The 24,213-nt window shown below is 45.1% G+C and carries 23 protein-coding genes and 1 tRNA gene; 13 read left to right on the top strand and 11 right to left on the bottom strand.

Going from position 1 to position 24,213, the window contains the following annotated elements; genetic code table 11:
• Nucleotides 1-4: 4 nt before the first annotated feature.
• From ICN37_RS08615 to ICN37_RS08605, 3 genes are read right to left on the bottom strand one after another with little or no spacing between them, the layout of a single operon-like run.
• Complete coding sequence (locus ICN37_RS08615; RefSeq protein ID WP_216156727.1) at nt 5-787, bottom strand: UDP-2,3-diacylglucosamine diphosphatase; 783 nt, start codon at nt 785-787, stop codon at nt 5-7.
• Nucleotides 784-1,287 carry a peptidylprolyl isomerase gene (locus ICN37_RS08610; protein WP_216156724.1) on the bottom strand — a complete coding sequence of 168 codons (504 nt, stop codon included), beginning with the start codon at nt 1,285-1,287 and terminating at the stop codon, nt 784-786. The genes ICN37_RS08615 and ICN37_RS08610 overlap by 4 nt, the downstream gene beginning before the upstream one ends.
• Nucleotides 1,259-2,173, bottom strand: a complete 915-nt coding sequence (locus tag ICN37_RS08605; protein ID WP_216156721.1) for a tetratricopeptide repeat protein — start codon at nt 2,171-2,173, stop codon at nt 1,259-1,261. The genes ICN37_RS08610 and ICN37_RS08605 overlap by 29 nt, the downstream gene beginning before the upstream one ends.
• A 60-nt stretch (nt 2,174-2,233) precedes the next feature.
• On the opposite strand from ICN37_RS08605, the gene cysS reads away from it, so the two are divergent.
• The 6 genes from cysS to ICN37_RS08575 all read left to right on the top strand — a co-directional run bounded on the left by cysS (nt 2,234) and on the right by ICN37_RS08575 (nt 8,052).
• Complete coding sequence (gene cysS, locus ICN37_RS08600; RefSeq protein WP_216156719.1) at nt 2,234-3,655, top strand: cysteine--tRNA ligase; 1,422 nt, start codon at nt 2,234-2,236, stop codon at nt 3,653-3,655.
• Nucleotides 3,655-4,329: a DNA-3-methyladenine glycosylase gene (locus ICN37_RS08595; protein ID WP_215322010.1), complete on the top strand. Its 675-nt coding sequence runs from the start codon at nt 3,655-3,657 to the stop codon at nt 4,327-4,329. Before cysS ends, ICN37_RS08595 begins: the two co-directional genes overlap by 1 nt.
• Nucleotides 4,330-4,338: 9 nt before the next feature.
• A complete protein-coding gene (locus ICN37_RS08590) occupies nt 4,339-5,310 on the top strand; it encodes an acetyl-CoA carboxylase carboxyltransferase subunit alpha (protein WP_216122724.1) in 972 nt (323 codons plus the stop codon).
• On the top strand, nt 5,276-6,574 hold the full coding sequence (gene tilS, locus ICN37_RS08585; protein WP_216156716.1) for a tRNA lysidine(34) synthetase TilS: 1,299 nt from the start codon (nt 5,276-5,278) through the stop codon (nt 6,572-6,574). The genes ICN37_RS08590 and tilS overlap by 35 nt, the downstream gene beginning before the upstream one ends.
• A gap of 60 nt (nt 6,575-6,634) precedes the next feature.
• A complete protein-coding gene (locus tag ICN37_RS08580; protein WP_216156713.1) occupies nt 6,635-7,885 on the top strand; it encodes an aspartate kinase in 1,251 nt (416 codons plus the stop codon).
• A 72-nt stretch (nt 7,886-7,957) separates the two neighbouring features.
• Nucleotides 7,958-8,052: transfer RNA gene (locus ICN37_RS08575), tRNA-Ser, on the top strand.
• Between the two features lie 222 nt (nt 8,053-8,274).
• Here the strand turns inward: ICN37_RS08575 and ICN37_RS08570 are convergent.
• A complete protein-coding gene (locus tag ICN37_RS08570; RefSeq protein ID WP_216156710.1) occupies nt 8,275-8,868 on the bottom strand; it encodes a nitroreductase in 594 nt (197 codons plus the stop codon).
• Nucleotides 8,858-9,325: a nuclear transport factor 2 family protein gene (locus tag ICN37_RS08565; protein ID WP_216156707.1), complete on the bottom strand. Its 468-nt coding sequence runs from the start codon at nt 9,323-9,325 to the stop codon at nt 8,858-8,860. Before ICN37_RS08565 ends, ICN37_RS08570 begins: the two co-directional genes overlap by 11 nt.
• A 113-nt stretch (nt 9,326-9,438) precedes the next feature.
• Between ICN37_RS08565 and ICN37_RS08560 the strand changes: the two genes are divergently transcribed.
• Nucleotides 9,439-10,578, top strand: a complete 1,140-nt coding sequence (locus tag ICN37_RS08560) for an HPP family protein (RefSeq protein WP_216156704.1) — start codon at nt 9,439-9,441, stop codon at nt 10,576-10,578.
• Entirely contained in the window at nt 10,575-11,099 is a 525-nt protein-coding gene (locus ICN37_RS08555; protein WP_216156701.1) for an HPP family protein, read from the top strand. Before ICN37_RS08560 ends, ICN37_RS08555 begins: the two co-directional genes overlap by 4 nt.
• A 6-nt stretch (nt 11,100-11,105) precedes the next feature.
• On the opposite strand, the gene ICN37_RS08550 is transcribed toward ICN37_RS08555, so the two are convergent.
• Genes ICN37_RS08550 through ICN37_RS08525 form a run of 6 tightly spaced genes read right to left on the bottom strand, consistent with a single transcriptional unit; the run spans nt 11,106 to nt 19,453 of the window.
• Complete coding sequence (locus ICN37_RS08550) at nt 11,106-11,615, bottom strand: HPP family protein (protein WP_216156698.1); 510 nt, start codon at nt 11,613-11,615, stop codon at nt 11,106-11,108.
• A gap of 3 nt (nt 11,616-11,618) precedes the next feature.
• Nucleotides 11,619-12,527, bottom strand: a complete 909-nt coding sequence (gene ybiB, locus ICN37_RS08545) for a DNA-binding protein YbiB (RefSeq protein ID WP_011902844.1) — start codon at nt 12,525-12,527, stop codon at nt 11,619-11,621.
• A 7-nt stretch (nt 12,528-12,534) separates the two neighbouring features.
• A complete protein-coding gene (locus ICN37_RS08540; protein WP_216156695.1) occupies nt 12,535-15,375 on the bottom strand; it encodes a nitrate reductase in 2,841 nt (946 codons plus the stop codon).
• Nucleotides 15,368-15,718: a nitrite reductase small subunit NirD gene (gene nirD / locus ICN37_RS08535; protein ID WP_011902842.1), complete on the bottom strand. Its 351-nt coding sequence runs from the start codon at nt 15,716-15,718 to the stop codon at nt 15,368-15,370. Before nirD ends, ICN37_RS08540 begins: the two co-directional genes overlap by 8 nt.
• A complete protein-coding gene (nirB, locus tag ICN37_RS08530; RefSeq protein ID WP_216156692.1) occupies nt 15,711-18,161 on the bottom strand; it encodes a nitrite reductase large subunit NirB in 2,451 nt (816 codons plus the stop codon). The genes nirD and nirB overlap by 8 nt, the downstream gene beginning before the upstream one ends.
• The gene (locus ICN37_RS08525) at nt 18,158-19,453 is read right to left on the bottom strand and encodes a CmpA/NrtA family ABC transporter substrate-binding protein (protein WP_216860958.1); all 1,296 of its coding nucleotides are present in this window, start codon (nt 19,451-19,453) and stop codon (nt 18,158-18,160) included. Before ICN37_RS08525 ends, nirB begins: the two co-directional genes overlap by 4 nt.
• Before the next feature lie 151 nt (nt 19,454-19,604).
• Here ICN37_RS08525 and cobA point away from each other — a divergent pair, with 151 nt between their 5' ends.
• Genes cobA through cynS form a run of 5 tightly spaced genes read left to right on the top strand, consistent with a single transcriptional unit; the run spans nt 19,605 to nt 24,005 of the window.
• Nucleotides 19,605-20,408, top strand: a complete 804-nt coding sequence (gene cobA, locus ICN37_RS08520; protein WP_255538504.1) for a uroporphyrinogen-III C-methyltransferase — start codon at nt 19,605-19,607, stop codon at nt 20,406-20,408.
• 20 nt (nt 20,409-20,428) lie between these two features.
• Complete coding sequence (locus ICN37_RS08515; RefSeq protein WP_216156689.1) at nt 20,429-21,802, top strand: CmpA/NrtA family ABC transporter substrate-binding protein; 1,374 nt, start codon at nt 20,429-20,431, stop codon at nt 21,800-21,802.
• A gap of 15 nt (nt 21,803-21,817) precedes the next feature.
• Nucleotides 21,818-22,678 (top strand): nitrate ABC transporter permease, encoded by an 861-nt coding sequence (gene ntrB / locus ICN37_RS08510; RefSeq protein ID WP_216156686.1) that lies wholly within the window; start codon nt 21,818-21,820, stop codon nt 22,676-22,678.
• Nucleotides 22,668-23,531 (top strand): ABC transporter ATP-binding protein, encoded by an 864-nt coding sequence (locus ICN37_RS08505; protein ID WP_216156683.1) that lies wholly within the window; start codon nt 22,668-22,670, stop codon nt 23,529-23,531. The genes ntrB and ICN37_RS08505 overlap by 11 nt, the downstream gene beginning before the upstream one ends.
• Nucleotides 23,532-23,561: 30 nt before the next feature.
• Complete coding sequence (gene cynS, locus ICN37_RS08500) at nt 23,562-24,005, top strand: cyanase (protein WP_216156680.1); 444 nt, start codon at nt 23,562-23,564, stop codon at nt 24,003-24,005.
• Nucleotides 24,006-24,213: the final 208 nt, after the last annotated feature.

Genomic DNA, 24,213 nt, shown 5'->3' with positions numbered 1-24,213 from the left:
GCGCTTAGTGCTTAATAAGGTCGAGATAGCGCGCTCCAGCACTATCGATCAATAGGGCGCTTGCCCTAGGGTGAAAACTCTCAGGGTGATCGAGATCCCAGTCGGATAAAACCCAACGCTGCCAAGTCTGGGTGTTTAAAGATTCTTCATGATGGGCCGGCAAGTGAGTATGCCCATGAATTAATCTGTCTCCAGATTGATCTTTCATTACATCTGCACAAGCTTCTCGCGTCACATCCATTTTGAGTTGACTTGCGGCAGAGCGTAGCTGCGTTTGATATTGACCATGACTATTGCTGCGTAGATGCTGGGCAACATCTCTGCGCCAATTGAGGGGTAGAGTTAAAAAGAGTTTTTGCACCCATGGTTTTCTGACCCAACTACGAAATAGCTGGTAGCCAAAGTCTGCAGTACATAAAGCATCACCATGAGCTAAGACCCATTTGTGTGAAGCTAATTCAACTAAGCTAGGATCTGGCAAGAGCGTCATGCCAGTCTTTTTAATAAAACTTTTGCCGATTAAAAAATCTCGATTGCCATGGATGTAATATGTTTTTACTTTGGCAGAAAGGTTGGCGATGGCACGCTGAACTTCTTGTTGAAAAGGTGAGGATGCGGATGCATCATCACCTACCCAATACTCAAATAAGTCACCCAGAATAAATACAGCCTCAACTTTAGGAGCTTCTTTTTCACAGAAGTCGAAAAAGCGTTGCGCCGTCAAGGGCATTGACGGCGTCAGGTGTAGGTCTGATATGAGCAGTGCGCTCGCGTATTGCGGGATCATTCCTCGAGAACAGTGGCCTTCTCAATCACAACATCTTCAGCTGGAACGTCTTGATGAAAGCCGGAGCTACCAGTCTTGACTTTGCGAATGGTGTCAACGACATCCATGCCGCCAGTAACCTTGCCGAATACTGCATAACCCCAGCCTTGGGCATTCGGAGCGGTGTGATTTAGAAAATCATTGTCATTCACATTGATGAAGAATTGAGCAGTTGCAGAATGAGGGTCGCTGGTTCGCGCCATAGCTACAGTGTAGCGATCATTCTTGAGGCCATTATTGGCTTCGTTTTCAATTTCTGCGCCTGTTGGCTTTTGCTTCATGCCGGCAGTCATGCCGCCGCCTTGAACCATAAAGTTATCAATCACACGATGAAAAATCGTGCCATCGTAATGACCGCTTTTTACGTATTGCAAGAAGTTAGCAACACTTTTGGGTGCCTTAGCTGCATCAAGAGTAAGGGTGATATCACCCTTATTGGTTTTTAATAGTACTTTCGCCATTATTAGTTCTACTTTCTGGAAGGTTGGTTGATGGAGCATTGCTTGGCAGAGTATCTGCGGAATTGAGGGCGCGATTAACAGGGCGCTTTGCGGGGGGCTTGAGTACGTCCAAGAGCGCTTTAGCGCGGTTGGAGTACTGACGCTGATTCAGCAATGCATTTTTTGTAGCGTCTTCATATGCTTGAGCACCAAGGCGAATATAGATCTCACCCAGATTGGCTGAGGCAATGGCATAGCTAGGGCGCAGCTTTAATGCAAGCTCTAAATAATCTCGCGCTTCAATCCATTGGCCTTGGTTGGCAGCTATCGCTGCAAGATTATTGTAGGGTTCTGGCAATTCAGGGAACTGCTGAGTAATTTCAATCAAGGTTTTTTTAGCTTGATCGAATTGGCGCATCTCAATTTGTAAGCGCGCTTTTACAAAACGCAATTGCACATTACGTGGCGTCTTCTTAAGGTCCACATTGATTTGGGTAACCGCATCTTGATATTTGCGCGCCTTGATAAGCTTTTCTACATCGGATGGCACCGCATTTTTGGTGATGGGGTCCGGCTCAATAATCAAGAAGGACATAAATGGGACGCCAACGGTCTCTGATAGCTCTGGATTTAATGGGTCATAGCCCACATCCGCCGATAACCTGGGAGGATCAGTTGGGCTGTAGCCACCTAAATAGGGTTGTGGGGCCAATTGTCCCGACTTCATTTCCCGGGTATTTAATGCCTGAATTTCATCATCCGCACGTTGCTGAGCGGGCGTGCTGCACCCTGTCATTAGCACCAATGACACCAAAGTGGCAAAAGTTAGGGCTAAGACCTTATTCGGGGTAATTTGTGGCGCTGGGGCGTTGTGGGGCATAGAGGAAGGGGTGTGAAACGGGCTCATTCGATATACTCAGCGCTCAGTCTAACAAATTGGCGCTACTTGCCCCACCTTTATAGCCCTATGCTGCAAATCTATAACACCCTTAGCCGTTCTAAACAGGTCTTTAAGCCCATAGTGCCGGGCAAGGTCAAGATGTACGTCTGCGGCATGACGGTTTATGACTTTTGCCATATTGGCCATGCCAGGGTCATGATCGTCTTTGATATGGTGGTTCGTTGGCTTAGGGCTAGCGGCTATGAAGTGCTTTATGTGCGCAATATCACTGATATTGATGACAAGATCATCAACCGTGCCATTGAGAATGGCGAACCCATTTCTGCATTAACCAATCGTTTTATCGATGCGATGCATGCCGACTCGAATGAGTTGGGTTTAATTCATCCCGATCAAGAGCCGCGTGCTACCGATTACATTGCCCAAATGCAGGGCATGATTGGCAAACTCATTGAAAACGACTTGGCCTATCAAGCCAATGATGGCGATGTCAATTTTGCGGTGCGTTTGCTGCCACGCTATGGTCAGCTATCCGGTAAGACACTTGATGAATTAAATGCTGGTGAGAGGGTAGCGGTTGGTGATGGCAAGCGTGATCCGTTAGATTTTGTTTTATGGAAAAGTGCTAAAGCTGAAGAGCCTGCTGATACTCGCTGGAAGTCACCATGGGGTGAAGGCCGTCCAGGCTGGCATATTGAGTGCTCAGCCATGTCTTGTGACTTACTGGGTGAGCACTTTGATATTCATGGTGGAGGTGCGGATTTGCAATTCCCGCACCACGAAAATGAAATTGCTCAAAGCGAAGGCGCTTTGTATGGCAAAGATCGCAAAGAAGATGATGCTCCCTTTGTTAATTACTGGATGCATAACGGCCACATTCGAGTGAACGAAGAGAAAATGTCCAAGTCATTGGGCAACTTCTTTTTAATACGAGATGTCTTAAAAAGCTTTGATCCAGAAGTATTGCGCTTCTTCATGCTGAAGGCGCATTACCGTAGTCCGATTAATTACAGCGATGCACAACTAGAAGAGGCACGCTCAGGACTTGGTCGTCTATACACTGCCTTGGCTCAAGCCCCAAAAGCACAATCAATCAATCTAGATCCACACAATCCATGGGCCAAGCGCTTTGCGGATGCCATGAATGATGATTTCAATACACCAGAGGCGATTGCGGTCTTGTTTGATCTGGCCAGCGAAGTTAACCGTGCGCAAGGCCAAGAAAAGCAATTACTCGCCAATACAATGAAGGCCCTTGGCGCCTCTCTAAATTTCTTGCAGCGCGATCCAACTGCATTTTTGCAGGCGGGTTCCAAAGATCAGGATGGCTTAGGTCCTGCGCAAATTGAAGAACATATCGCTGCACGTGTGGCCGCTAAACAAGCAAAAGATTTTGCCCAAGCAGACTTAATTCGTAAGACATTACTAGAGCAAGGAATTGTTCTGGAAGATAAACCCGGCGGCTTAACAGAATGGCGTAGGGCTTAATGACTGTAGCAAAAGAAATAAAAGTGGAAAAAGCAGAATCAATTCTTGAGGAAATTGCTCCAGACTATTGGGAGCAGGCTTGCAAAGAATTGATGAAGCACGATCGTATTCTGAAAAAATTGATTCCTAAAATTGGATCCGGATTTTTAGTGACACGCGGCGATTCTTTTAATACTTTGGCAAGATCGATTGTTGGACAGCAAATTTCAGTTGCAGCAGCTCAAACCGTATGGAATAGGGTGCTTGCTGCGAGCAAGAGAAAGGTCACACCCAAAAATATCCTAGCGCTATCCGTTGAAGAGTTGCGCGCCGCCGGATTATCTGGGCGCAAGGTGGAGTACATCCGCGATTTAGCAGATCACTTCGATTCCGGTCGCCTGCATGCCAATCAGTGGAAAGATATGGATGATGAGAGCGTGATCAAAGAATTAAGCTCTATTCGGGGAATTGGCCGCTGGACTGCTGAAATGTTCCTCATTTTTAATATGGTTCGCCCTAATATCCTCCCTTTGGACGATATTGGTTTAATTAAGGCTATTTCCCTCAATTACTTCAGTGGTGAGCCTGTTAGCCGCCATGAGGCGAGGGAGGTGGCTGCCAATTGGGCCCCGTGGCGTACGGTAGCTACCTGGTATATGTGGAGAAGTATCGACCCCGCCCCAGTTGAATATTAAAATCAGACTATGAAAACGACTTTCCTGGATTTTGAGCAGCAAATCGCCGAATTAGAGTCAAAGATTGAAGAGCTGCGTTTTGTACAAGACGAGTCATCGGTAGACATCTCCGATGAGATTAAAACGCTTGCCGAAAAGAGTCAGCAGTTAACAAAAGATGTTTATGCCAATTTGACTCCTTGGCAGGTCTCTCAAGTAGCGCGTCATCCACAGCGTCCTTACACCTTAGATTATGTTGGTGCTTTATTTACCGACTTCCATGAACTGCATGGTGATCGCACTTTTGCAGATGATCAATCAATCATTGCTGGATTGGCCCGTTTTGAAAATCAGCCTTGTATGGTGATCGGTCATCAGAAGGGCCGCGACACCAAAGAACGTGCCCTCAGAAACTTCGGCATGAGCCGACCAGAGGGTTACCGCAAAGCAATGCGCCTCATGCGCCTTGCGGAAAAGTTTGGCATTCCAGTATTTACTTTTGTAGATACCCCAGGCGCATTCCCTGGCATTGATGCGGAAGAGCGCAATCAGTCTGAAGCGATTGGCCGCAATTTGTTTGTGCAAGCAGAGCTTGAAGTTCCCATCATCGCCACCATTATTGGTGAAGGTGGTTCCGGTGGTGCGTTAGCTATTGCTATGGGCGATGTGGTCTTAATGTTGCAGAACTCCACTTACTCAGTAATCTCTCCTGAAGGCTGTGCATCTATCCTCTGGAAGACTGCTGATAAGGCTCCCGAGGCAGCTGAGCAGCTGGGCCTCACGGCTCAGCGCTTAAAGGCTTTGGGTCTAATCGATAAGATCGTTGCTGAGCCTATTGGTGGCGCACATCGTGATTACGACAATATGATGAGCAATATGCGCAAAGCACTTGCTGAATCTTTGAAAACTTTTGACGGCATGAAAGTGGATGCATTGCTTGAACGTCGTCATGAGCGTTTGATGAGCTATGGCAAGTTCAAGGAAATCACAGCAAAGTCCTAAGCTGGGAAAACGAATTGCGGTTGCCTTAAGTGGCGGCCTCGATTCGGTTGTGTTGCTCGACACGGTTTGCAAAGCGCAAGCTAAAAGCCAAAATCAAATCTACGCCTTTCATATTCATCATGGCTTACAAAAACCGGCAGATGACTGGTTAATCTTTTGCGAGAAGCTGACCAAAAAATACAAGATCCATTTTGATTTTCGACTCTTGCATCTAAGTAGTTCTAACGAGCAAGGTAATATCGAGGCCAGGGCAAGAGAAGGGCGTTACGAAGCGCTCGCCGATCTTTGCGAAGAATATGGCATCGAAGATTTACTCTTGGCCCATCATCAAAACGATCAAGTAGAAACCGTTCTCCTGCAGCTCCTGCGGGGCTCGGGCGTAGCTGGCTTATCCGGTATGCCAACAAGGAGGAGGCTTTCCAGCAATCAACACCTCACCCTCTGGCGCCCACTCTTAAATCAAAGCAGACAAGAGCTTGAAGCTTATGCCAAAGAACATAAGCTCAAATGGATTGAAGATCCAAGCAATCAAAATACAAAATATCGTCGTAATGCTATTCGCAAGAAAATTATTCCTGCTCTTGAAGGTATTCAGCCTGAAGCATTAACGAATATGGCACGCAGTGCTGAGTTACTTGGTGAAGCTCAAGTCCTACTGAATCGCTTAGCGCAGCAAGACGGCAAAAATATTCTCAATCAAGATCAATTGCAAGTAGCGCCACTTCTAGCTTTGGCTAAAGATGATTTGCCTGCAGCAAACAATGTCTTGCGTTACTGGTTGCAAACTCAGCAGTTGGCAATGCCATCGCAAGAGCGCCTCCAATCTTGGTGGCGCGATCTGACGAAAGTTAAAGCTGATGCCAAGCTTGAGTGGCTACATGACGAAAGAAAGATCTGCCTCTGGCGTGGAGCCCTTCAAGTTGCGGGCGCAGAAGCAGGTCAATGGGTGCTTAAATCACTGCCGGCCAATTCCAAGCAATTAGGTCTTCCTGCGGATTGGGTAAAAACTGCCCAGGGGAATAACCAAATCACGCTGAGAGAGCGCCTAGGCTCTGAGAAGATTCAGATTAAGCCCAAGACACCCCGTAAAACCCTTAAAAACCTCTATCAGGAGGCTGATATCCCTCCATGGGAGCGTCAAGCACCCTTGCTTTACATCAATGATGAATTGATCGCTGTGGCGGGTATTGGGCTGAGTTACCCGCACCTGACATCCGCCGGTAGGCGAGTACTCCCAGAATGGGTGCAAAACCCTGTAAAATAAGCCCTTTTTAGACCCTCAAGGATTCATTTCCTTGTTACTGATAGTTAAATAGACGGCTTTATGGCTCTTATCGTTCATAAATATGGTGGCACCTCAATGGGCTCAACAGAGCGCATTGCCAATGTTGCCAAACGCGTTGCTAAATGGATGCGTGCAGGCCACCAAGTGGTGGTTGTGCCTTCAGCCATGTCAGGCGAAACCAATCGCTTGTTAGGTCTCGCAAAAGAAATCAACCCTGATGCAAATCCACGCGAGTTAGATCAAATCGCTTCTACAGGTGAGCAAGTTAGTTCTGGCTTGTTAGCGCTGGCGCTCATGCGTGAAGGTATTGATGCAGTGAGCTACGCTGGTTGGCAAGTAACAGTCCATACCGATTCTGCATTTACCAAGGCGCGCATTAAGAGTATTGAAAGCGACAAGATTCTCAAAGATCTTAATGCTGGTCGTGCGGTTGTTGTTACTGGTTTCCAGGGCGTTGATCCTAATGGCAACATCACCACATTAGGTCGTGGCGGTTCTGATACATCAGCAGTGGCGATGGCGGCAGCCTTAAAAGCGGATGAGTGTTTGATCTATACAGACGTTGATGGTGTTTACACAACCGACCCACGCGTCTGCGAAGATGCACGTCGCTTAGATAAGATTACCTTTGAAGAGATGCTAGAAATGGCGAGCTTAGGTTCAAAGGTATTGCAGATTCGTTCAGTTGAGTTTGCGGGTAAGTACAAAGTTAAAACCCGGGTTCTGTCTTCCCTGACAGACCCATTGATGCCTTTAGACATCGAGATGAAGTCGGGCACCTTGATTACATTTGAAGAGGACAGCACTATGGAAGCCGCAGTTATTTCCGGCATCGCCTTTGCGCGTGATGAAGCGAAGATTACCGTTCTTGGAGTTCCTGATCGTCCAGGCATTGCGTATCAAATTCTTGGTCCGATTGCGGATGCCAATATTGATGTGGATATGATTATTCAGAATCAATCAGTTGAAGGTAAAACAGACTTTACTTTCACAGTGCCGCGTGCTGATTATCAAAAAGCATTGGACTTGCTCAAGAACACCGTGCAAGCTCACATCGAAGCAAAAAAAATCTCTGGCGATCCAAAGGTCTCTAAAGTTTCAGTTGTTGGTGTTGGTATGCGTTCCCACGTTGGTATCGCCAGCAAGATGTTTCGCACTTTGTCGGAAGAGGGCATCAACATCTTGATGATCTCCACCAGCGAAATCAAGATCTCAGTGGTGATTGATGAGAAATACATGGAGTTGGCTGTGCGTGCCTTGCACAAAGCATTTGAGCTGGACCAGAAGTAAGTAAAAAGCACAATAAACCCCTCAGAAGCGGTTATCCGTTAAACTGTAGGGCGTTGTAATAGTAAGAAGTACGGAGACGTGGCCGAGCTGGTCGAAGGCACTCCCCTGCTAAGGGAGCATCGGGGCTAAAACTCTGATCGGAGGTTCGAATCCTCTCGTCTCCGCCAGTACTTTTGGCATTTTTTCTGTTTTTCACTATATGCATCAATGACTTAGCCTCATAACCGGGGCTTTTTCTTTATTACTCCCGCTTACCAGTACGCTTACCACTCAAGCAATATTTGATTCCGGATGTGTGGCTAATGCAATTTAAGCTAACGATTACTCAGCACACCTTGATGGCATGGTTAATTAATTGTTGAGAAGCTAAAAAAGTTCAATAGATTCAGCTAGAAAACTGAACTGTAAGAATTTGCATCAGGCCTATGCTTATTGGGCTTATGAACCGAGATAGTGCCGATAGTGATGAAGCACAGAGGCTCCTCTTTATCTTTAAATAAAAATAATTCCCTCATCTTTTGGCTGTAAAGAGCCTTACCGCTTGATAGTCCTGAGCCAAATCCTAAAGCATTAGCCATTAGCAAAATATTTTGAATTGCACACCCTGCGGAGATGAGTTTTTCTTGCTCGGGAATATTGTCAAGTTCATTGTTCAGCTTAGCGGTTGCCAATAAAAGCAAGGGGCCTCGAAAAGCTTTCTGCTTTGCTTCATCAATTTGAGTTAGCGTTGCGCTTGGGTCTCTTGCTATGAGTGCGTCTGCAAATAAGTCACCTAATAAATTACGACTTTCGGGACTGACTTCATAAAAGTGCCAAGGCGTTACCTTTCCATGGTCGGGAGCGGCTCCAGCCGCATTCAAAATTTCTAATTTCTGGGGTAGGTTAGGGCCTGGTGCAATCAGTTTTTTAGGAGAAACATGCTGGCGACTATGGATCAGCGCATGAGCAAAGCCTCCGAGTGAATCTAAATTATCAGAAGCCAAAATCACTTAGTCCTGGATGGTCATCAGGCCTTCTTCCTAGGGGCCAAAAAAACTTTCGGTCAGATTCTTTAATGGGTAAATCATTGATGCTAGCGAAACGTCTCATCATGAAACCATTTTCATTGAACTCCCAATTCTCATTACCAAAGCTTCGCGACCAGTTACCAAAGTCATCATGACATTCGTAGGCAAAACGAACCGCAATGCGATTAGCTGTAAAAGCCCATAGTTCTTTAATTAAGCGGTAGTCAAGCTCCTTGGCCCATTTACGCTGGAGAAACTCTTTTACTTGCTCTCTGCCTTTTGGAAATTCCGCTCGGTTTCTCCAAATGGTATCTTCCGTATATACCAAGGAGACTTTCTCAGGATCGCGGGTATTCCAAGCATCTTCTGCCATTCGAATTTTTTGAATTGCTGTTTCTTTAGTAAAAGGGGGTAGGGGTAGTTTTTGTTCCATAGCACTTTGTGGTTAATGTTTCGGAATAATAAGAATAAACAGGGATTTGCATACAATAGCCCAACTAGTACCACTTTTGGTGCATTTAAAATAAGCCTTTATTGAGATCGCTTTTGAGACATTTTTTTAAAAAGTTAATTACCATTGTTCTTCCAGAAACTACCTCAGTTTCTTGGTTGGAGCGGTTTAGATCGGTTTTAGGAGTTGTGCTGGGCTTGCTCGCAATGATGGGACTTGGTTTATTGCTTGCAGGTTACGGAAACGCATCACCATGGGTTGTCGCCTCGATGGGTGCCAGTGCATTTTTATTATTTGTCTTACCCTCAAGTCCAATGGCGCAACCATGGGCAGTTATAGGGGGTAGTTGTGTTTCTGCTTTGGTAGGTGTTGCGTGTACGCAATTTGTCCATGAATTACCATTATTAATTCCCTTATCTGTTGGACTCGCAATCTTGGCAATGTTTGCCTTGCGTTGCTTACACGCACCTGCTGCAGCTTTGGCCCTTTTGATTCCTTTGGGCGGAATGGTAGACTTTCATTTTGTGCTTTTCCCGGTCTTGGGTAATGCTGTTTTATTGGTTTTGTGCGCAGTTATTTATAACTCCCTAACGGGCAGGCCATATCCGCAACGCCCTAAGGCCGTCTTGGATTCATCTCCACTGCAAAAACGAAATCGTAAGATCGAGGACCAAGAAATTAACGCTGTCTTGGAGAGCTATAACCAAGTACTAGATATCAGTAAGGATGATTTAGCCAATCTGATTTCTCAAGTTGAGCATGGGGCATATCAAAAGAAGTTGCAAGGTATGCTGTGTAAAAATATTATGACCACTGAAGTCTTATATGTTGGCATGGATTCACCTTTGGATCAGGCATGGAATCTTTTACGCAATCGTCATGTTAAAGCGTTACCGGTGATAGATGGCGCACGTAGGGTGCTTGGGATCATTACTTTAGAGGACTTTATTAAAAGTGCGGCGGTTGATTTTCATCAAAGCTTTGGGCAACGCATCAGGGGGTTTATGCGAGCCGCTGTTCCTGGCTTAAATAGCTTACCAAATGCAGTTGGACAGGTAATGAGTAAGCCGGTAAGGGTAATTAGTGAAGATCGAAATATGCTTGACTTGGCTGAGATATTTTGTGGTGATGGTCATCACCATATCCCCGTAATTAATGATAATAAGCAGTTGGTAGGAATGATTACTCAGTCTGACTTTGTAAAAGCTATTGACCAATCCATTGATATCAGATGAAAAATATTTTCAGAAAACTGATTAATTTCTTTCATCAAATTGCACCACCTCAGGACCAATACTCTTGGTTTGATAGGTTGCGAGTATCGATTGGTGTTGGCCTAACTATTTTTGCGATAGCCCTATTGAATCTTCTATGGGGTGATATGACTCAAGATGAGAACATGGTGACGGCAGTTTTTGGAGTCAGCGCTTTATGCATTTTCCTATTTCCCAATAGTAAATTCTTTTCGCCCTTAACTTTAATAGAGGCAAATCTATTAGCTTCCTGCGTAGCCTTCATTTGTGTTTATCTGATGCCATCGATTTCTGTGGGCATTCCATTCGCCGTCATTGGCACGATAGTTGGAATGTATTTACTGGGGTGTATGCATCCGCCAGCGGTTTTCTTAAGTATTTTTATAGTAATGGCTGGAACTAATAGCTATAACTTTGCCTGGCATCCTGTTTTGGCCGACTCTCTTGTGTTGACCTTGGCGAGTTTTTTAAACAAGGCTTTAATAAAGCGTTCGTTAGGCTAAGCTGTGCTACCCCCAAACACTCCAATCCTTGGATTGCGGTGAGGGTTCATTCCACTTCACTGGGTAATGCAGGGCTTTACCGGAAGTGAGGCGACTCCAGATGGCTGCTACAACCGCAAGAATCGTCACGCTTACCAAAACAACTGCTGTAAGATGGCCAAAGCTAGCATGCGCCTGGATCATGATGAGTGGATTAGCACCAGCCGGCGGATGAACGGTTTGCGTAAGCAGTAAGACTACCAAAGTAATTACCTCCGCAAGCAAGTAAACCCATAAAGCATCATCAAAGAGCTGGTAGCAGACAATACCAATGAGTGCGCTAATGAGGTGCCCGCCAAATAAAGCTCTTGGCTGTGCTGCAGGAGCACCAGTCAAGCCAAACAGAAATATTGTTGAACCGCCTAGCGAAGCAAGTAGTAATGGCGTTGTTGGTGGTTTAGTGGCAAGCAGGGCCAAGCCAAGCGCAACAATTGCTCCCAATGAAACCCATGCCAAACGTTTAACTGTTCTGAGCATCGCTTAGTGTAATCCAGCCATCGTAGATATTTGAATGGCTTGTCTGAGAATTGAGCTCGGACATTTGACTTGCCCAGATAGAATTTGCTCGGTAACGGATGCGGTTGAAATGGCATCAATGTCTAAAAACGGACTGAGATCTTCAAAGCGCTCTTCGGGGGTTGTAATTTCATTCGCATTTGCATGCAAAAAATGCATTTCAGGTAATCGTTGCAGGGAGGCAGTTGGTTCACCCTCGCTCCCTCTAATCAAAATTGCATTGGCTGAGCGAAGTTGAAAAAATTCTCGTAGTTTTTCTGGATATTCTGGATGGGTGTAGTTGGAAACTTGCCAAGGCTTCTGAAGGGTTGGGTTAATGAGTTTTGCCAGCACATGACTAGTATTCCGCAGACCTATTCGCTCCCTGATATCTAATAACTTTTGAAGCGCTGGGGAAATAACATTAAGAGAGCAAAAGATCGGTTGATTCAATGCCAGGAGTGCACCAAATTCATCTTTCGTTTTGAGAATTGGCCAGCCAAGGGACTTAAAGATTTCATGGCTCGTTATCCTGGTTTGATCTTTTTCGACCCCCTGAACAAGCACTGTAAAACCATAGCTAACAAGCATGCCGGAAAGAAGTGGTGTGAGATTTGCTTGTTTTCTAGCCCCGTTATAGCTTGGTAAGACTATGGTTGGACGTGTGCCAAGATTTAGTAAATTTAGATGTGGTTGCAGAGCATCCATAAAGCCCATGAGCTCAGATACGGACTCACCCTTGATGCGCATAGCAATACAAAATGCACCGAGCTCAAGATCGCTGACATTGCCATCTAGAATTTGAGTGAATACTTCTTTAGCCTGATTGCGATCAAGATCGCCGGCACCTTTGCTGCCTCGGCCAATAACTTTTAAGAATGATGTGATGCTCATTGCAGGATTATGCCGCTACTTCCACTTTCTTGAGAAAGCTGACAATAATTTGCTTGACTTCGGGCTTGCAGGATCCACAATTAGTTCCACATTGCGTTTCTGATTGAAGTGAGCTCATAGCATCATCGGGGGAGGTTCCTGCAGGCATCTTGCTTAAGCATTGCTTCATTGTGTCTGCAGATACATTAAAGCAATTACAAATGGCCTTACCTTTGGGTTTAATTTCTACAGGGGGTTTGCTGACAGGCATCAACAAAGACCGACCAAGCGCTTTTGCATCTAAACCGCTTTCTAGGTACTCTCTTAACCAGGCAGTACTTGCTAGGCTGCCAATAGGGCCGGTAAGCATGGCAGATAGAACCTTCTCTTGAGCGCGAACAAGTCGAACTACGCCCCTGCGCTTATCAATATAGCGCATTACAGGTTCTCCAGATGCTTCATCTAGCTTGAATTTCTGCATCACTTGCTTTAAAGCTTGCGCGGCAAGAGATTCTGATTCTTCTAGCGGGTCATCGTGGTGAGCGGCCTTGAATGAAACTCCAATGAGGCCACCATCCTGCTCTCTACCAAATAGAACACATTGGGCAGAATCGAAATGAGGCAGGATGCTGCGCAAACTGTTTTGAACAGAAAATACTTCTTCTTTAGGAAATAAGCCGAAAGCTACTAAATGCCAGGGAAGATTAGCGGGCAAAATCTTTACGGCTGAATGTTTCAGTTCGGGCTGACCGGATGAAGGGTCGATCATGTTACAAGTAAGGCCGTTGACTCCGCGGCCCGGTGTTTTACCAGCAGCGCCTGAAATAAATTCAGAACCCCAGTGCATAGCAATAAAGGCTTGCGAGGAGGCGATATCGTCTGAGACTTTGATTGGGAAGATCTCACTACCTCTGCGACTAGTGACATGAACTAAATCACCATTTTCTAGATTCATCCTGCCGGCATCTTTAGGTGATAGTTCTACACAAGGCTCAGGTGAGTGCCCATAAAGCGTTCCAATGGTTCCGGTTCTACTCATACCGTGCCATTGATCTCTGAGGCGCCCAGTATTTAAGGCAAATGGATATCGTGCATCCACTGATTCTGCAGTTGCCTTATAAGGCGCAGCGATAAAGTGTGCTTTCTTATCTTTAGTTGGGAATATTCCATCTTCATAGAGACGTTTCTTTCCCGAATCTGAACCTACTGGCATTGGCCACTGTTGAGGCCCACGCTCCTCAAGGATTTTGTAGCTTAAACCAGTAATATCGAGATCGCGACCGGCTGTACTCTCACGATGCTCATTCCAAATATCCTCAGGTCCGGCGTAAGGAAATAGAGTGGATGTTCCTTCTTTTCTATTGCCTGGTAATAGCGCTTCAAGAGCTAATCCAATTTCAAGAGCGATCTGCCAATCATGTTTAGCAGACGCATAGGGATCAATTGCGGGATTTACTTTGGAAATTCTTCGCTCTGAATTAGTAACTGTTCCCACTTTTTCTGCCCAGGTAGTGGCGGGCAATAATACGTCTGCATATAAGGTAGTGGCCGTGTGCGCATAAGCTTCCTGCACCACAACAAATTCTGCCTTGCTTAATCCCTCGTGAACTGCATTGAGATCAGGCATTGATTGTGCAGGGTTTGTACAGACAATCCATATGGCTTTTAGTTTTTCAGTACGCAATGCCTCAAACATGGGAATGGCACTAAGACCTGGCTTTTCGGGAACTGAATCCACCCCCCACAGGTTTGCAACTTCTGCACGATGTTCTGGGTTAGCAAGATCACGGTGTGCGGATAGTAGATTGGCTAAACCTCCAACTTCCCGGCCACCCATGGCATTGGGTTGTCCAGTCAAAGAGAATGGACCAGCACCAGCTTTCCCTATTTGACCGGTGGCCAAGTGTAGATTTACTAAAGCAGCATTCTTGGCTGTACCTGATGCTGATTGATTTAATCCCTGGCAGTACATCGATAGAGTTGCGGGAGAAGTTGCAAACCATTGCGCTGCTTGGAACAAGTCTTTTTCGTTAATGCCACAGATCTGACTTACTGCCTTAGGCGTGAAATCTCTAACCAAATCACGCAGCGCATCAAAATCTGCCGTATATGAGTTGATATAAGACTCATTAATCCATTTCTCCCAGAGCATGATGTAAAGCATCCCGTGATAGAGGGCAACATCAGTACCAGGTTGTATCTGTAGGTAGAGATCAGCCTCTTTGGCGGTATCGGTTTTTCTGGGATCAACAACAATAACTTTGAGATCCGGATTATTTTTACGGGCATCCTCAAGACGTCTATATAAAATCGGATGAGCAAAAGCGGTATTTGATCCCGTAATAAAAATAGTGGATGCAGAATCAATATCTTCATAGCAACAGGGTGGGGCATCCATTCCCAAAGTTTGCTTGTAGCCAGCTACCGCACTAGACATACATAGGCGTGAGTTGGTATCAATATTGTTAGAGCCAATTAGGCCCTTCATTAACTTATTAAAGATGTAATAGTCTTCGGTCAGTAATTGACCAGACACATAAATGCCAACAGATTCTGAACCATGCTCTTGAATGATGTCGGCAAATTTTTGGGCAACAGTTTGAATTGCCTCGGGCCAAGAAATATCTACCGGATCTTCGCCTCTTGCCTTGCGGATTGCTGGTGAACCCAGCCGAGCCTGCATCTGAAGGCTTGGGTTTGCAGTGAGATGAAGGGTGGAGCCTTTACTGCAGAGTCTGCCAAAGTTTGCAGGATGATCGGGGTCGCCGCGAACCCCGGTTACCTCGATCTTTCCGTTACTTTCTGCGGTTTCAATAATGACGCCACAGCCAACACCGCAATAGCAACAGGTGCTCTTAACTTCAGCCATGAGTAGCTTGCAATTCCTCGCGGCTTAGCCAAACCACACCAGACTCTACTTTGACTGCAAAGGATTTAGCACAGCCTTCATCTGGGGCAACTGCACAGCCAGTGGAGAGATCTATATTCCAGGAATGCAGTGGACAGGTTACGGATTTTCCATGGACAATGCCCTGAGACAGGGGGCCACCCTTATGCGGGCACTTATCCAATACGGCAAATACTTCGTCTTCTGAATTTCTGAAAATAGCTATTTGACCAGCTGGCGCTTCAATAACCCGAGATCCCAGAACAGGAATCTCATCAACTGTTGTGATTTTTTGCCACTGATCAAGTTGGGCGGTATTAGACATTTCCAACCTCGACAATAGGGATGGTTTTAAATTGACGAACATCTACACCAGCACGTTCAAAGTCTTTCCAGGGATCTGGAGCATCTTTTAGATCAAACAGCAGTCTTTCGTAGAGAGCTTTACGACTTTCAGCATCGTCGACCACTTTTTGCTTAATGTATTCCATGCCAACTCTTGCCAAGTAATGGACAGTTCGATCCAAATACCAAGCTTCTTCGCGGTACAGCTGTAAGAAGGCACCAGAATATTCACGAACTTCCTCATCAGTTTTAACTTTACAGAGAAATTCCGCTACTTCAGTTTTAATGCCGCCGTTACCACCAATATAGAGTTCCCAGCCAGATTCAACACCAATGATTCCAACATCTTTGATGCCAGCTTCTGCGCAGTTTCGTGGGCAGCCAGATACTGCAAGCTTCACTTTGTGAGGTGCGTACATACCAAAGAGCATTCTCTCTAGATCTACGCCCATTTTCATGGAGGACTGGGTACCAAAACGACAGTGCTCATCACCAACACAAGTTTTCACTGTGCGAATTGATTTGCCATAGGCATGACCTGACGGCATATCCAACTCTTTCCAAACCGCTGGGAGATCATCCTTCTTGATGCCAAGTAAGTCAATTCGTTGGCCGCCAGTGACCTTCACTGTGGGCACTTGGTATTTCTCAGCAACGTCAGCAATTCTTCGTAGTTCAGAAGGAGTGGTTAGACCACCAAACATCCGCGGAATAACTGAGTAGGTGCCATCTTTCTGGATATTGGCATGAGCACGTTCATTAATGAAGCGGGATTGTGGATCATCTTTTGCTTCATGTGGCCATGTGGAGATCAAATAATAATTTAAGGCAGGGCGACAAGTCGCGCAACCGTTAGGTGTTCTCCAATTCAGCTCGGTGCGAACTTGCTCTTGAGAAATTAAGTGACCGGAGCGTATAGCTTGACGAATTTCATCATGAGAAAGATCGGAGCATCCACAAATTGATTTCTTTCTAGGGGTTGCTGAATAGTCTGTGCCAAGAACATTCATCAGCACTTGCTCAACTAGGCCTGTACATGAGCCACAGGAGCTGCTTGCTTTAGTACATTTCTTTACTTCATCAAGCGTGAATAAACCCTGTTCCCGAATAGCCTTGACAATGGTGCCTTTGGTAACCCCGTTACATCCGCAAATTTCATCTGCATCAGTCATTCCGGCCGCTTTATTGTGACCTTGATGGCCAACATCACCAATATTGGATTCACCAAACATCAATGTGTCACGAATTTCTGCAATGCTTTGTTCGTCACGCATGAGCTTGAAATACCAAGTGCTATCTGCTGTATCGCCAAACATGCAGGCGCCAATTAAACGATCATCTTTTAAAACTAATTTTTTATACACGCCACCAATAGGATCGGCTAGAGTAATTTCTTCAGTACCTTCGCCTCCCATAAAGTTTCCAGCGGAGAAGAGATCGACGCCCGTTACTTTCAGTTTTGTTGACGTTACGGAGCCCTCATATCGACCGATACCGTGTTCGGCAAGGTGATTTGCACAAACCTTAGCCTGCTCAAATAAAGGCGCAACTAAACCATAGGCAGTTCCACGATGGCTTGCACACTCACCAACTGCATAAACTCTTGGATCAAACGTTTGCAGAGTATCGTTAACAACGATACCTCTTTGGCAATGTAAACCTGCAGATTCGGCTAAAGCTGTATTGGGCTTAATACCCGCCGCCATAACAACTAAGTCAGCCGGTATTTCTAGCCCACCTTTAAAGCGGATATGGCCGACACGATCGCCGGCGGCATTAGGGGTAATTGCCTCGGTAGAAGTTTTCAGTAAAAACTTAAGACCTTTTTCTTCCAAGGATTTTTGTAGTAAATCAGCTGCTGTTTTATCTAGCTGTCTTTCCATCAACCATTCGGCAAGATGGACCACGGTCACACTCATACCTCTGAGAGCTAGACCGTTTGCAGCTTCGAGACCAAGCAGGCCACCACCAATGACTACGGCATTTTTGTAACGCGTCGCCACATCAATCATCTCGTTGGTATCTTTAATATCACGATACGAAATCACGCCAGGTAAGTCATTTCCTGGAACAGGCAAGATGAATGGTAAAGAGCCGGTAGCCAGTAATAAGCGATCGTAGCTTTCAATGGTGCCATCATCGGCAATAACAGTACGCTCTTTGCGATCAATCTTAGTTATGGTTTTGCTAAGATGAAGATGGATGCCATTGCTCTTGTACCAATCGAGGTCATTTAGAACAATTTGCTCAAGAGTCTGTTCGCCGGCCAATACTGGGGACAGCAAAATACGGTTGTAGTTGGGATGGGGCTCAGCACCAAAGATGGTGATGTCATAAAGCTCTGGGTCGAGCTTTAATAGTTCCTCGATGGTCCGAACGCCGGCCATCCCATTGCCAATCATGACGAGTTTTTGTTTTTTCATGCTTTGATCTTGAAGCTATCTGCATAAGCAGCAGGGTTGGAGCCATTCCACACAACACCATCAAATAATTTGCTGGAGCGCATATCGCTTTTTGGTAGTGGTGTCTTTGAAGCAGTAGCAGCCTCTTTGTAAAGCGCAATGTTGTTTACTTTTTTTGCTACAGCCAAGTAATCTGGGTGCTCTTTGAGTAAACCCCAGCGCTTGTGCTGAGTCATAAACCACATGCCATCAGATAGGTAGGGGTAATTAGCCATACCATCGTTATAGAATTTCATAGCATGGGGATCATCCCAAGTTTTGCCGATACCGTTGTTATAGCGTCCCATCATACGGTCCTGAATGACATTGATGTCGGTATTGATGAATGAGGGCGCTGAAACCACTTCAGCCGTCGTATGTTTATTGCTTGTTGATGCATCAATATATTTGCTAGCCTCGAGCATTGCTGATACAACGGCTCGGCATGTATTTGGATATCGCTTTGCAAAATCTCCGGTTGATCCAAGAACTTTCTCGGGGTGATCTTGCCAGATAGCTTGAGTGGTAATAGCCGTGAAGCCAACATCATCGATAATTGCACGAGCGTTCCAAGGTTCTCCTACACAAAATCCATCCATATTACCGCTGCGCATATTCGCAACCATTTGTGGAGGCGGAACGGTTGTGATTTTCGCATCCTTAAATGGATTAATTCCATAATTTGCTAGCCAGTAATAAAGCCACATCGCGTGCGTACCTGTCGGGAAGGTTTGGGCAAAAGTGTAATCACGCTTCTCTTTATCCATCAGGATTTTTAGGCTAGCACCATCAGTAACACCTTTTTTGTAAAGCGCCTTAGAAAGACTTATTGCTTGTCCATTATTATTAATACTCATTAATACAGACATATCTTTTTGTTGACCGCCAATACCCATCTGCAATCCGTATACCAATCCATACAGAATGTGCGACATGTCATTTTCACCATTCACTAGCTTGTCACGGATTGCGGCCCATGATGCTTCTTTGGTGGGGATGATCTTGACACCGTATTTCTTATCTAGACCAAGATGGTTGGCCATGACAACAGAAGAGCAGTCTGTAAGGGCAATGAAACTGACCTTTACATCCGTTTTCTCAGGGGCATCGGAGCCTGCTGCCCATGCACCCGCTTTAACCATTGGATCTATTAAGGACAGAATGCTTGCAGAGCCAATACTTTGGATAAGTTTGCGACGCGTAGGATTCGCATCAGCAACAGTGGGGGTAGTAGCTTCTGGTAATAAACCGCTAATGCTTATTTTCACTTTCATGCTGAGCTCCTTTAGTCGATAACTAACGATAAAGAAGTAGTAAGTCCCGAGATTAGAGTGGTGGCTCAGTATTGGTGCACCAAATCAAAGCATGAGCATTTTTGGTTCACGTAGAGAATTTAGGGCTATTGCCGACTGTTACAAATGATGTATGGAACAAATTGCACCAAGAACAGTCAAAGCACCCAAATTAAATGGGGCGTTGCCTGGCGTCTACCTCATTGGTGCTGGGCCTGGAGCCTCTGATCTCATCACTGTTCGGGGTTCAAGAATTTTGGCTCAGGCAGACATTGTTTTTTATGACGCACTCATTGATATTTCTATGTTGGAGTGGTGTCCTGGCACTAGGATGGTGCAGGTAGGGAAAAGATGCGGATCGCATTCAAGCTCTCAGCACTTCATTAACAAGCAATTGGTGGATGCTGCAGGCAAGTACTCAGTAGTTGTGCGCCTAAAAGGCGGGGATCCGATGATCTTTGGTCGTGCGCAGGAAGAAATTGACGCTCTTGAGAAAGCAAACGTGCGCTATGAGATTGTTCCAGGTATCACTACTGCCTTAGCGGCCTCGGCAGAATTAAAGCAGCCTCCAACTACGAGAGAGTTAAGTAGAACCCTGACGCTGACTACTCTTCCAGGCCGTTGTGCGCACGAAGATCATAAAACCGCTATTTACTATATGGCGCGTGATCAGCTATCTGAGGTTGCGACAACATTGATTGCTCAGGGCTACACGGTAGATACCCCTGTTTGCTTGATGGAATCGGTCAGCCTGCCAACGCAACGCAGTTTTGCTTGCACATTAGATGAATTGCGCTTTGGTGATGTTCATCATCATTTTTTAGATAAGCAACCTGTTGTGGTGATGGTTGGAGAGGTTTATAGAAAAAAACTGCATACGCTTATCCCATTAATCGAGTCACAAAATCATTTCAACGTATTTCAAGCGGCATCTTAATTACTTACTAGGAGCTATAAATGAATTCATATCGTCCATTTGATCCAGATAGACCTCTGTTTAGCAACCGCTGTAGCTGTGGACAGCATGCATCTGAGTTAGATCATGCAAACTCGCTTTCAGCAATGATGCATGCCGAGCAGCAAAGCGCAGATTTTGTTGAGGCCAGCTTAGTTAAGGCTCTTTTTCCTCAAGAAGATCGTAGACGCGCGTTTTTAAAGGCTGTTGGAGTAGGCGGAGCAATGAGCGCTCTCTCAGGCTTCTTGCCAGTAGGGTCCTTGCAGGCAATGGCACAAGAAAAAGCGCCATTAGAAAAACCAGACCTAAAAATTGGCTTTATCGCAATTACTTGTGCGACTCCACTCATCATGGCTGACCCACTAGGTATTTATAAAAAACAAGGCCTGAACGTTACGCTTAATAAGACCGCAGGTTGGGCTTTAATTCGTGACAAGATGCTCAATAAAGAGCATGATGCCTCACACTTTTTATCACCAATGCCGATCTCAATGTCAATGGGCTTGGGTTCTGATCCTTCTCAGATGCGTGTGGCCACAATTCAGAACGTGAATGGTCAGGCTATTACGTTGGCTAACAAGCATAAAGATAATCGTGATCCGAAAAACTGGAAAGGCATGAAGTTTGCTGTTCCATTCGAATACTCAATGCATAACTTCTTGCTGCGTTATTACGTTGCTCAAGCTGGCTTAGATCCAGATAAAGATATTCAGATTCGCGTTACACCTCCACCAGAGATGGTGGCTAACTTACGTGCTGGCAATATTGATGGTTTTTTAGGGCCTGATCCATTTAACCAGCGCGCAGTATATGACGAGGTCGGATTTATTCACATTCTGACTAAGCAGATTTGGGATGGTCACCCTTGCTGTGCTTTTGGAACCTCAGAAGAATTTATCCGTAAGAATCCAAATACCTTTGCAGCCCTCTATCGTGCAGTCTTAAATGCTTCGACGATGGCACGTGATCCTGCGAATAGACCTTTAATTGCTAAAGTAATTTCTACGCCAAATTACCTTAACCAGCCCGAGACAGTTGTAATGCAGGTTCTCACTGGTAAGTTTGCAGATGGTCTAGGCAATGTGCAAAACGTACCAGATCGCATCGACTTCAACCCAATTCCTTGGTACTCCATGGCAACCTGGATGTTGACCCAAATGCAGCGCTGGGGCTATGTCAAAGGCGATGTGAATTACAAGGACATCTCTGAAAAAGTATTCTTGCTGACCGACGCTAAAAAGTATATGGGCGAGACTGGTATTGCAGTTCCAACATTAGCGAAGGTGGGATACAAAAAGGACAAGATTATGGGCAAAGAGTTTGATCCTGGTCAGCCAGCAGCATATCTAAAATCTTTTCAAATTAGTAAAGCATGATCTTAAGGTGAATGAATGAAAACAGTACCAATTAAGGTTAAGGGCGCAATTTTATCGATTGTGATCTTAATCATTTGCCTATTTATCTGGCATATGGCGACAACACAAAAAGTTACGCCACCGCCTGGCGTATCAACTGGTTCTAGCGAGTACGGCAGTCTCATGGGTCAGGGTGGTAGTGAGTCTGTTCAAAAAACTGGATTTCCAACCTTAACCCAAATGGGGGAGACAATTTATAAGCAGTTATCACACCCTTTTTATGATAATGGTCCGAACGACAAGGGAATTGGTATTCAACTTGCTTATTCTTTGGGGCGTGTTGCCTTAGGATTTTTGTTGGCGATGATAGTCGCCATTCCGTTTGGATTTTGGATTGGCATGTCACCTTTAGCTTATGAGGCATTTAATCCATTTATTCAAATCCTCAAGCCGATTTCCCCATTAGCTTGGATGCCTATTGCGCTATACACCATCAAAGACTCTGCGATTTCTGGAATTTTTGTGATCTTTATTTGTTCGGTATGGCCAATGCTCCTAAACACAGCATTTGGAGTTGCTAATGTACGTAAAGAATTATTAAACGTTGCCAAGACATTGGAAGTCTCTCCTTTACGTAAGGCATTCTTAGTCATTCTTCCTGCTGCTGCACCAACCATTTTGACTGGTATGCGCATCTCTATGGGCATTGCCTGGTTAGTGATCGTTGCTGCTGAGATGCTTGTTGGTGGCACTGGAATTGGTTACTTCTTATGGAATGAGTGGAATAACCTATCGCTATCCAGCGTTATTTTTGCAATTCTTTTAATTGGTATTGTTGGAATGTTGCTAGATACAGCATTTGGCAAGTTACAAAAGGCGGTTTCATATGCAGATTGAAAATACATTCCTCAAAGTTTCAAACCTCAGCAAGTCATATAAAGCTGACGCACCTCCAGTATTTGAGGGCATCGATTTTGAAATCGAAAAAGGAGAGTTTGTTTGTATCATCGGTCACTCCGGATGTGGCAAAACCACTATTTTGAATGTGCTTGCTGGTCTTGAAGAGGCTACTGGCGGCGATGCCATCATGCTTGGTAAGCGCATTCAGGGCCCCGGTTTAGAGCGTGGCGTTGTATTCCAAGGGCATGCTTTAATGCCGTGGATGACAGTACTGCAGAATGTGGCTTTTGCAGTGAAGTCAAAGTATCCCGATTGGTCAAAAGAGCAGATTACTGAGCATTCCAAAAAGTATCTGGCGATGGTCGGCTTGGTAAATGCTGAAAATAAAAAACCATCTGAATTATCTGGTGGTATGAAGCAAAGGGTTGGTATTGCAAGAGCCTTTGCAATTGAGCCAAAAATGCTACTACTTGATGAACCATTCGGAGCCTTAGATGCGTTAACTCGCGGGGTTATTCAGGATGAGCTTCTCAAAATTTGCAAAGAAACAAATCAAACTGTATTTATGATTACCCATGATGTTGATGAGGCAATCTTACTTTCGGACAAAATTATGCTGATGAGTAACGGCCCTAATGCTCGTATTGCAGAGATCGTTGTCAATACCTTACCCAAGGGTAGAAAGCGTGCAAATTTACATCATGATGCAATGTATTACCCAGTGCGGAACCACTTAGTAGATTTCTTGGTCAATAGATCAAAAGATCTGCAGGCGAAGGGGGCAAATGGTGAATTAGATGGCTACAAGCCTGTGATAGTACTTCCGGGTGTTGATGCAGCAGTTGCTTAACAAACTTAAATCTAAAACTAGGAGAAAAAGATGGATCGTTCAGTAGTGACACAAAAAATTATCGAAGCCAAAGTTCGCAATGGCATGAAGTGGAGTGATATCGCAAAAGCAATAGGCGAATCAAAGGAGTGGGTTACTGCAGGCTGTTTAGGTCAGATGACCTTTACTAAGCCGCAAGCTGAAGCTGCTGGTAAGTTATTTGATTTGACTGATGAAGAGATGGCTTGGTTGCAAATCGTCCCTTACAAAGGATCTTTGCCGACTGCTGTACCAACAGATCCATTGATTTATCGTTGGTATGAGATTGTGAATGTTTATGGCACCACCATTAAAGAGTTAATCCATGAAGAGTTTGGTGATGGCATTATGAGTGCAATCGATTTCTCAATGGATATCCAGCGTGAGCCTGATCCAAAGGGCGATCGTGTTCAAGTAGTGCTGTCAGGTAAGTACCTTTCCTACAAGACTTACTAAAAATAGAAGCGCTCCTGAGAACCACCTTCGGGTGGTTTTTTTATTGGAGTATTCTTAGCGGCAACTTGTTTAAAATAGAGAGGTGGATTCAACTACGAAGTGCAACTTTGAACAACTAGTTAAGGAGGCTAAGGATGTTTTAGTATCCAAAGCTTCTAGACCTGCAAGTCAAAGTAGCCATGACCTATCAACACCTTAGCCAAACTGA

Source organism: Polynucleobacter sp. P1-05-14 (genome assembly GCF_018881675.1).
Classification (GTDB): Bacteria; Pseudomonadota; Gammaproteobacteria; order Burkholderiales; family Burkholderiaceae; genus Polynucleobacter.
The sequence above is the reverse complement of the archived record's forward strand: the minus strand, read 5'-3'. Positions and strand labels throughout refer to the sequence as shown.

Coding starts and splice junctions, on each gene's coding strand:
- ICN37_RS08590 (WP_216122724.1), top strand. CDS start 4,339: ATGAAAACGACTTTCCTGGATTTTGAGCAGCAAATCGCCGAATTAGAG.
- tilS (WP_216156716.1), top strand. CDS start 5,276: ATGGCAAGTTCAAGGAAATCACAGCAAAGTCCTAAGCTGGGAAAACGA.
- cobA (WP_255538504.1), top strand. CDS start 19,605: ATGGAACAAATTGCACCAAGAACAGTCAAAGCACCCAAATTAAATGGG.
- cynS (WP_216156680.1), top strand. CDS start 23,562: ATGGATCGTTCAGTAGTGACACAAAAAATTATCGAAGCCAAAGTTCGC.
- cysS (WP_216156719.1), top strand. CDS start 2,234: ATGCTGCAAATCTATAACACCCTTAGCCGTTCTAAACAGGTCTTTAAG.
- ICN37_RS08595 (WP_215322010.1), top strand. CDS start 3,655: ATGACTGTAGCAAAAGAAATAAAAGTGGAAAAAGCAGAATCAATTCTT.
- ICN37_RS08580 (WP_216156713.1), top strand. CDS start 6,635: ATGGCTCTTATCGTTCATAAATATGGTGGCACCTCAATGGGCTCAACA.
- ICN37_RS08515 (WP_216156689.1), top strand. CDS start 20,429: ATGAATTCATATCGTCCATTTGATCCAGATAGACCTCTGTTTAGCAAC.
- ICN37_RS08565 (WP_216156707.1), bottom strand. CDS start 9,325: ATGGAACAAAAACTACCCCTACCCCCTTTTACTAAAGAAACAGCAATT.
- ICN37_RS08615 (WP_216156727.1), bottom strand. CDS start 787: ATGATCCCGCAATACGCGAGCGCACTGCTCATATCAGACCTACACCTG.
- ybiB (WP_011902844.1), bottom strand. CDS start 12,527: ATGAGCATCACATCATTCTTAAAAGTTATTGGCCGAGGCAGCAAAGGT.
- ICN37_RS08540 (WP_216156695.1), bottom strand. CDS start 15,375: ATGGCTGAAGTTAAGAGCACCTGTTGCTATTGCGGTGTTGGCTGTGGC.
- nirD (WP_011902842.1), bottom strand. CDS start 15,718: ATGTCTAATACCGCCCAACTTGATCAGTGGCAAAAAATCACAACAGTT.
- ICN37_RS08605 (WP_216156721.1), bottom strand. CDS start 2,173: ATGAGCCCGTTTCACACCCCTTCCTCTATGCCCCACAACGCCCCAGCG.
- ICN37_RS08550 (WP_216156698.1), bottom strand. CDS start 11,615: ATGCTCAGAACAGTTAAACGTTTGGCATGGGTTTCATTGGGAGCAATT.
- ICN37_RS08610 (WP_216156724.1), bottom strand. CDS start 1,287: ATGGCGAAAGTACTATTAAAAACCAATAAGGGTGATATCACCCTTACT.
- ntrB (WP_216156686.1), top strand. CDS start 21,818: ATGAAAACAGTACCAATTAAGGTTAAGGGCGCAATTTTATCGATTGTG.
- ICN37_RS08555 (WP_216156701.1), top strand. CDS start 10,575: ATGAAAAATATTTTCAGAAAACTGATTAATTTCTTTCATCAAATTGCA.
- nirB (WP_216156692.1), bottom strand. CDS start 18,161: ATGAAAAAACAAAAACTCGTCATGATTGGCAATGGGATGGCCGGCGTT.
- ICN37_RS08525 (WP_216860958.1), bottom strand. CDS start 19,453: ATGAAAGTGAAAATAAGCATTAGCGGTTTATTACCAGAAGCTACTACC.
- ICN37_RS08505 (WP_216156683.1), top strand. CDS start 22,668: ATGCAGATTGAAAATACATTCCTCAAAGTTTCAAACCTCAGCAAGTCA.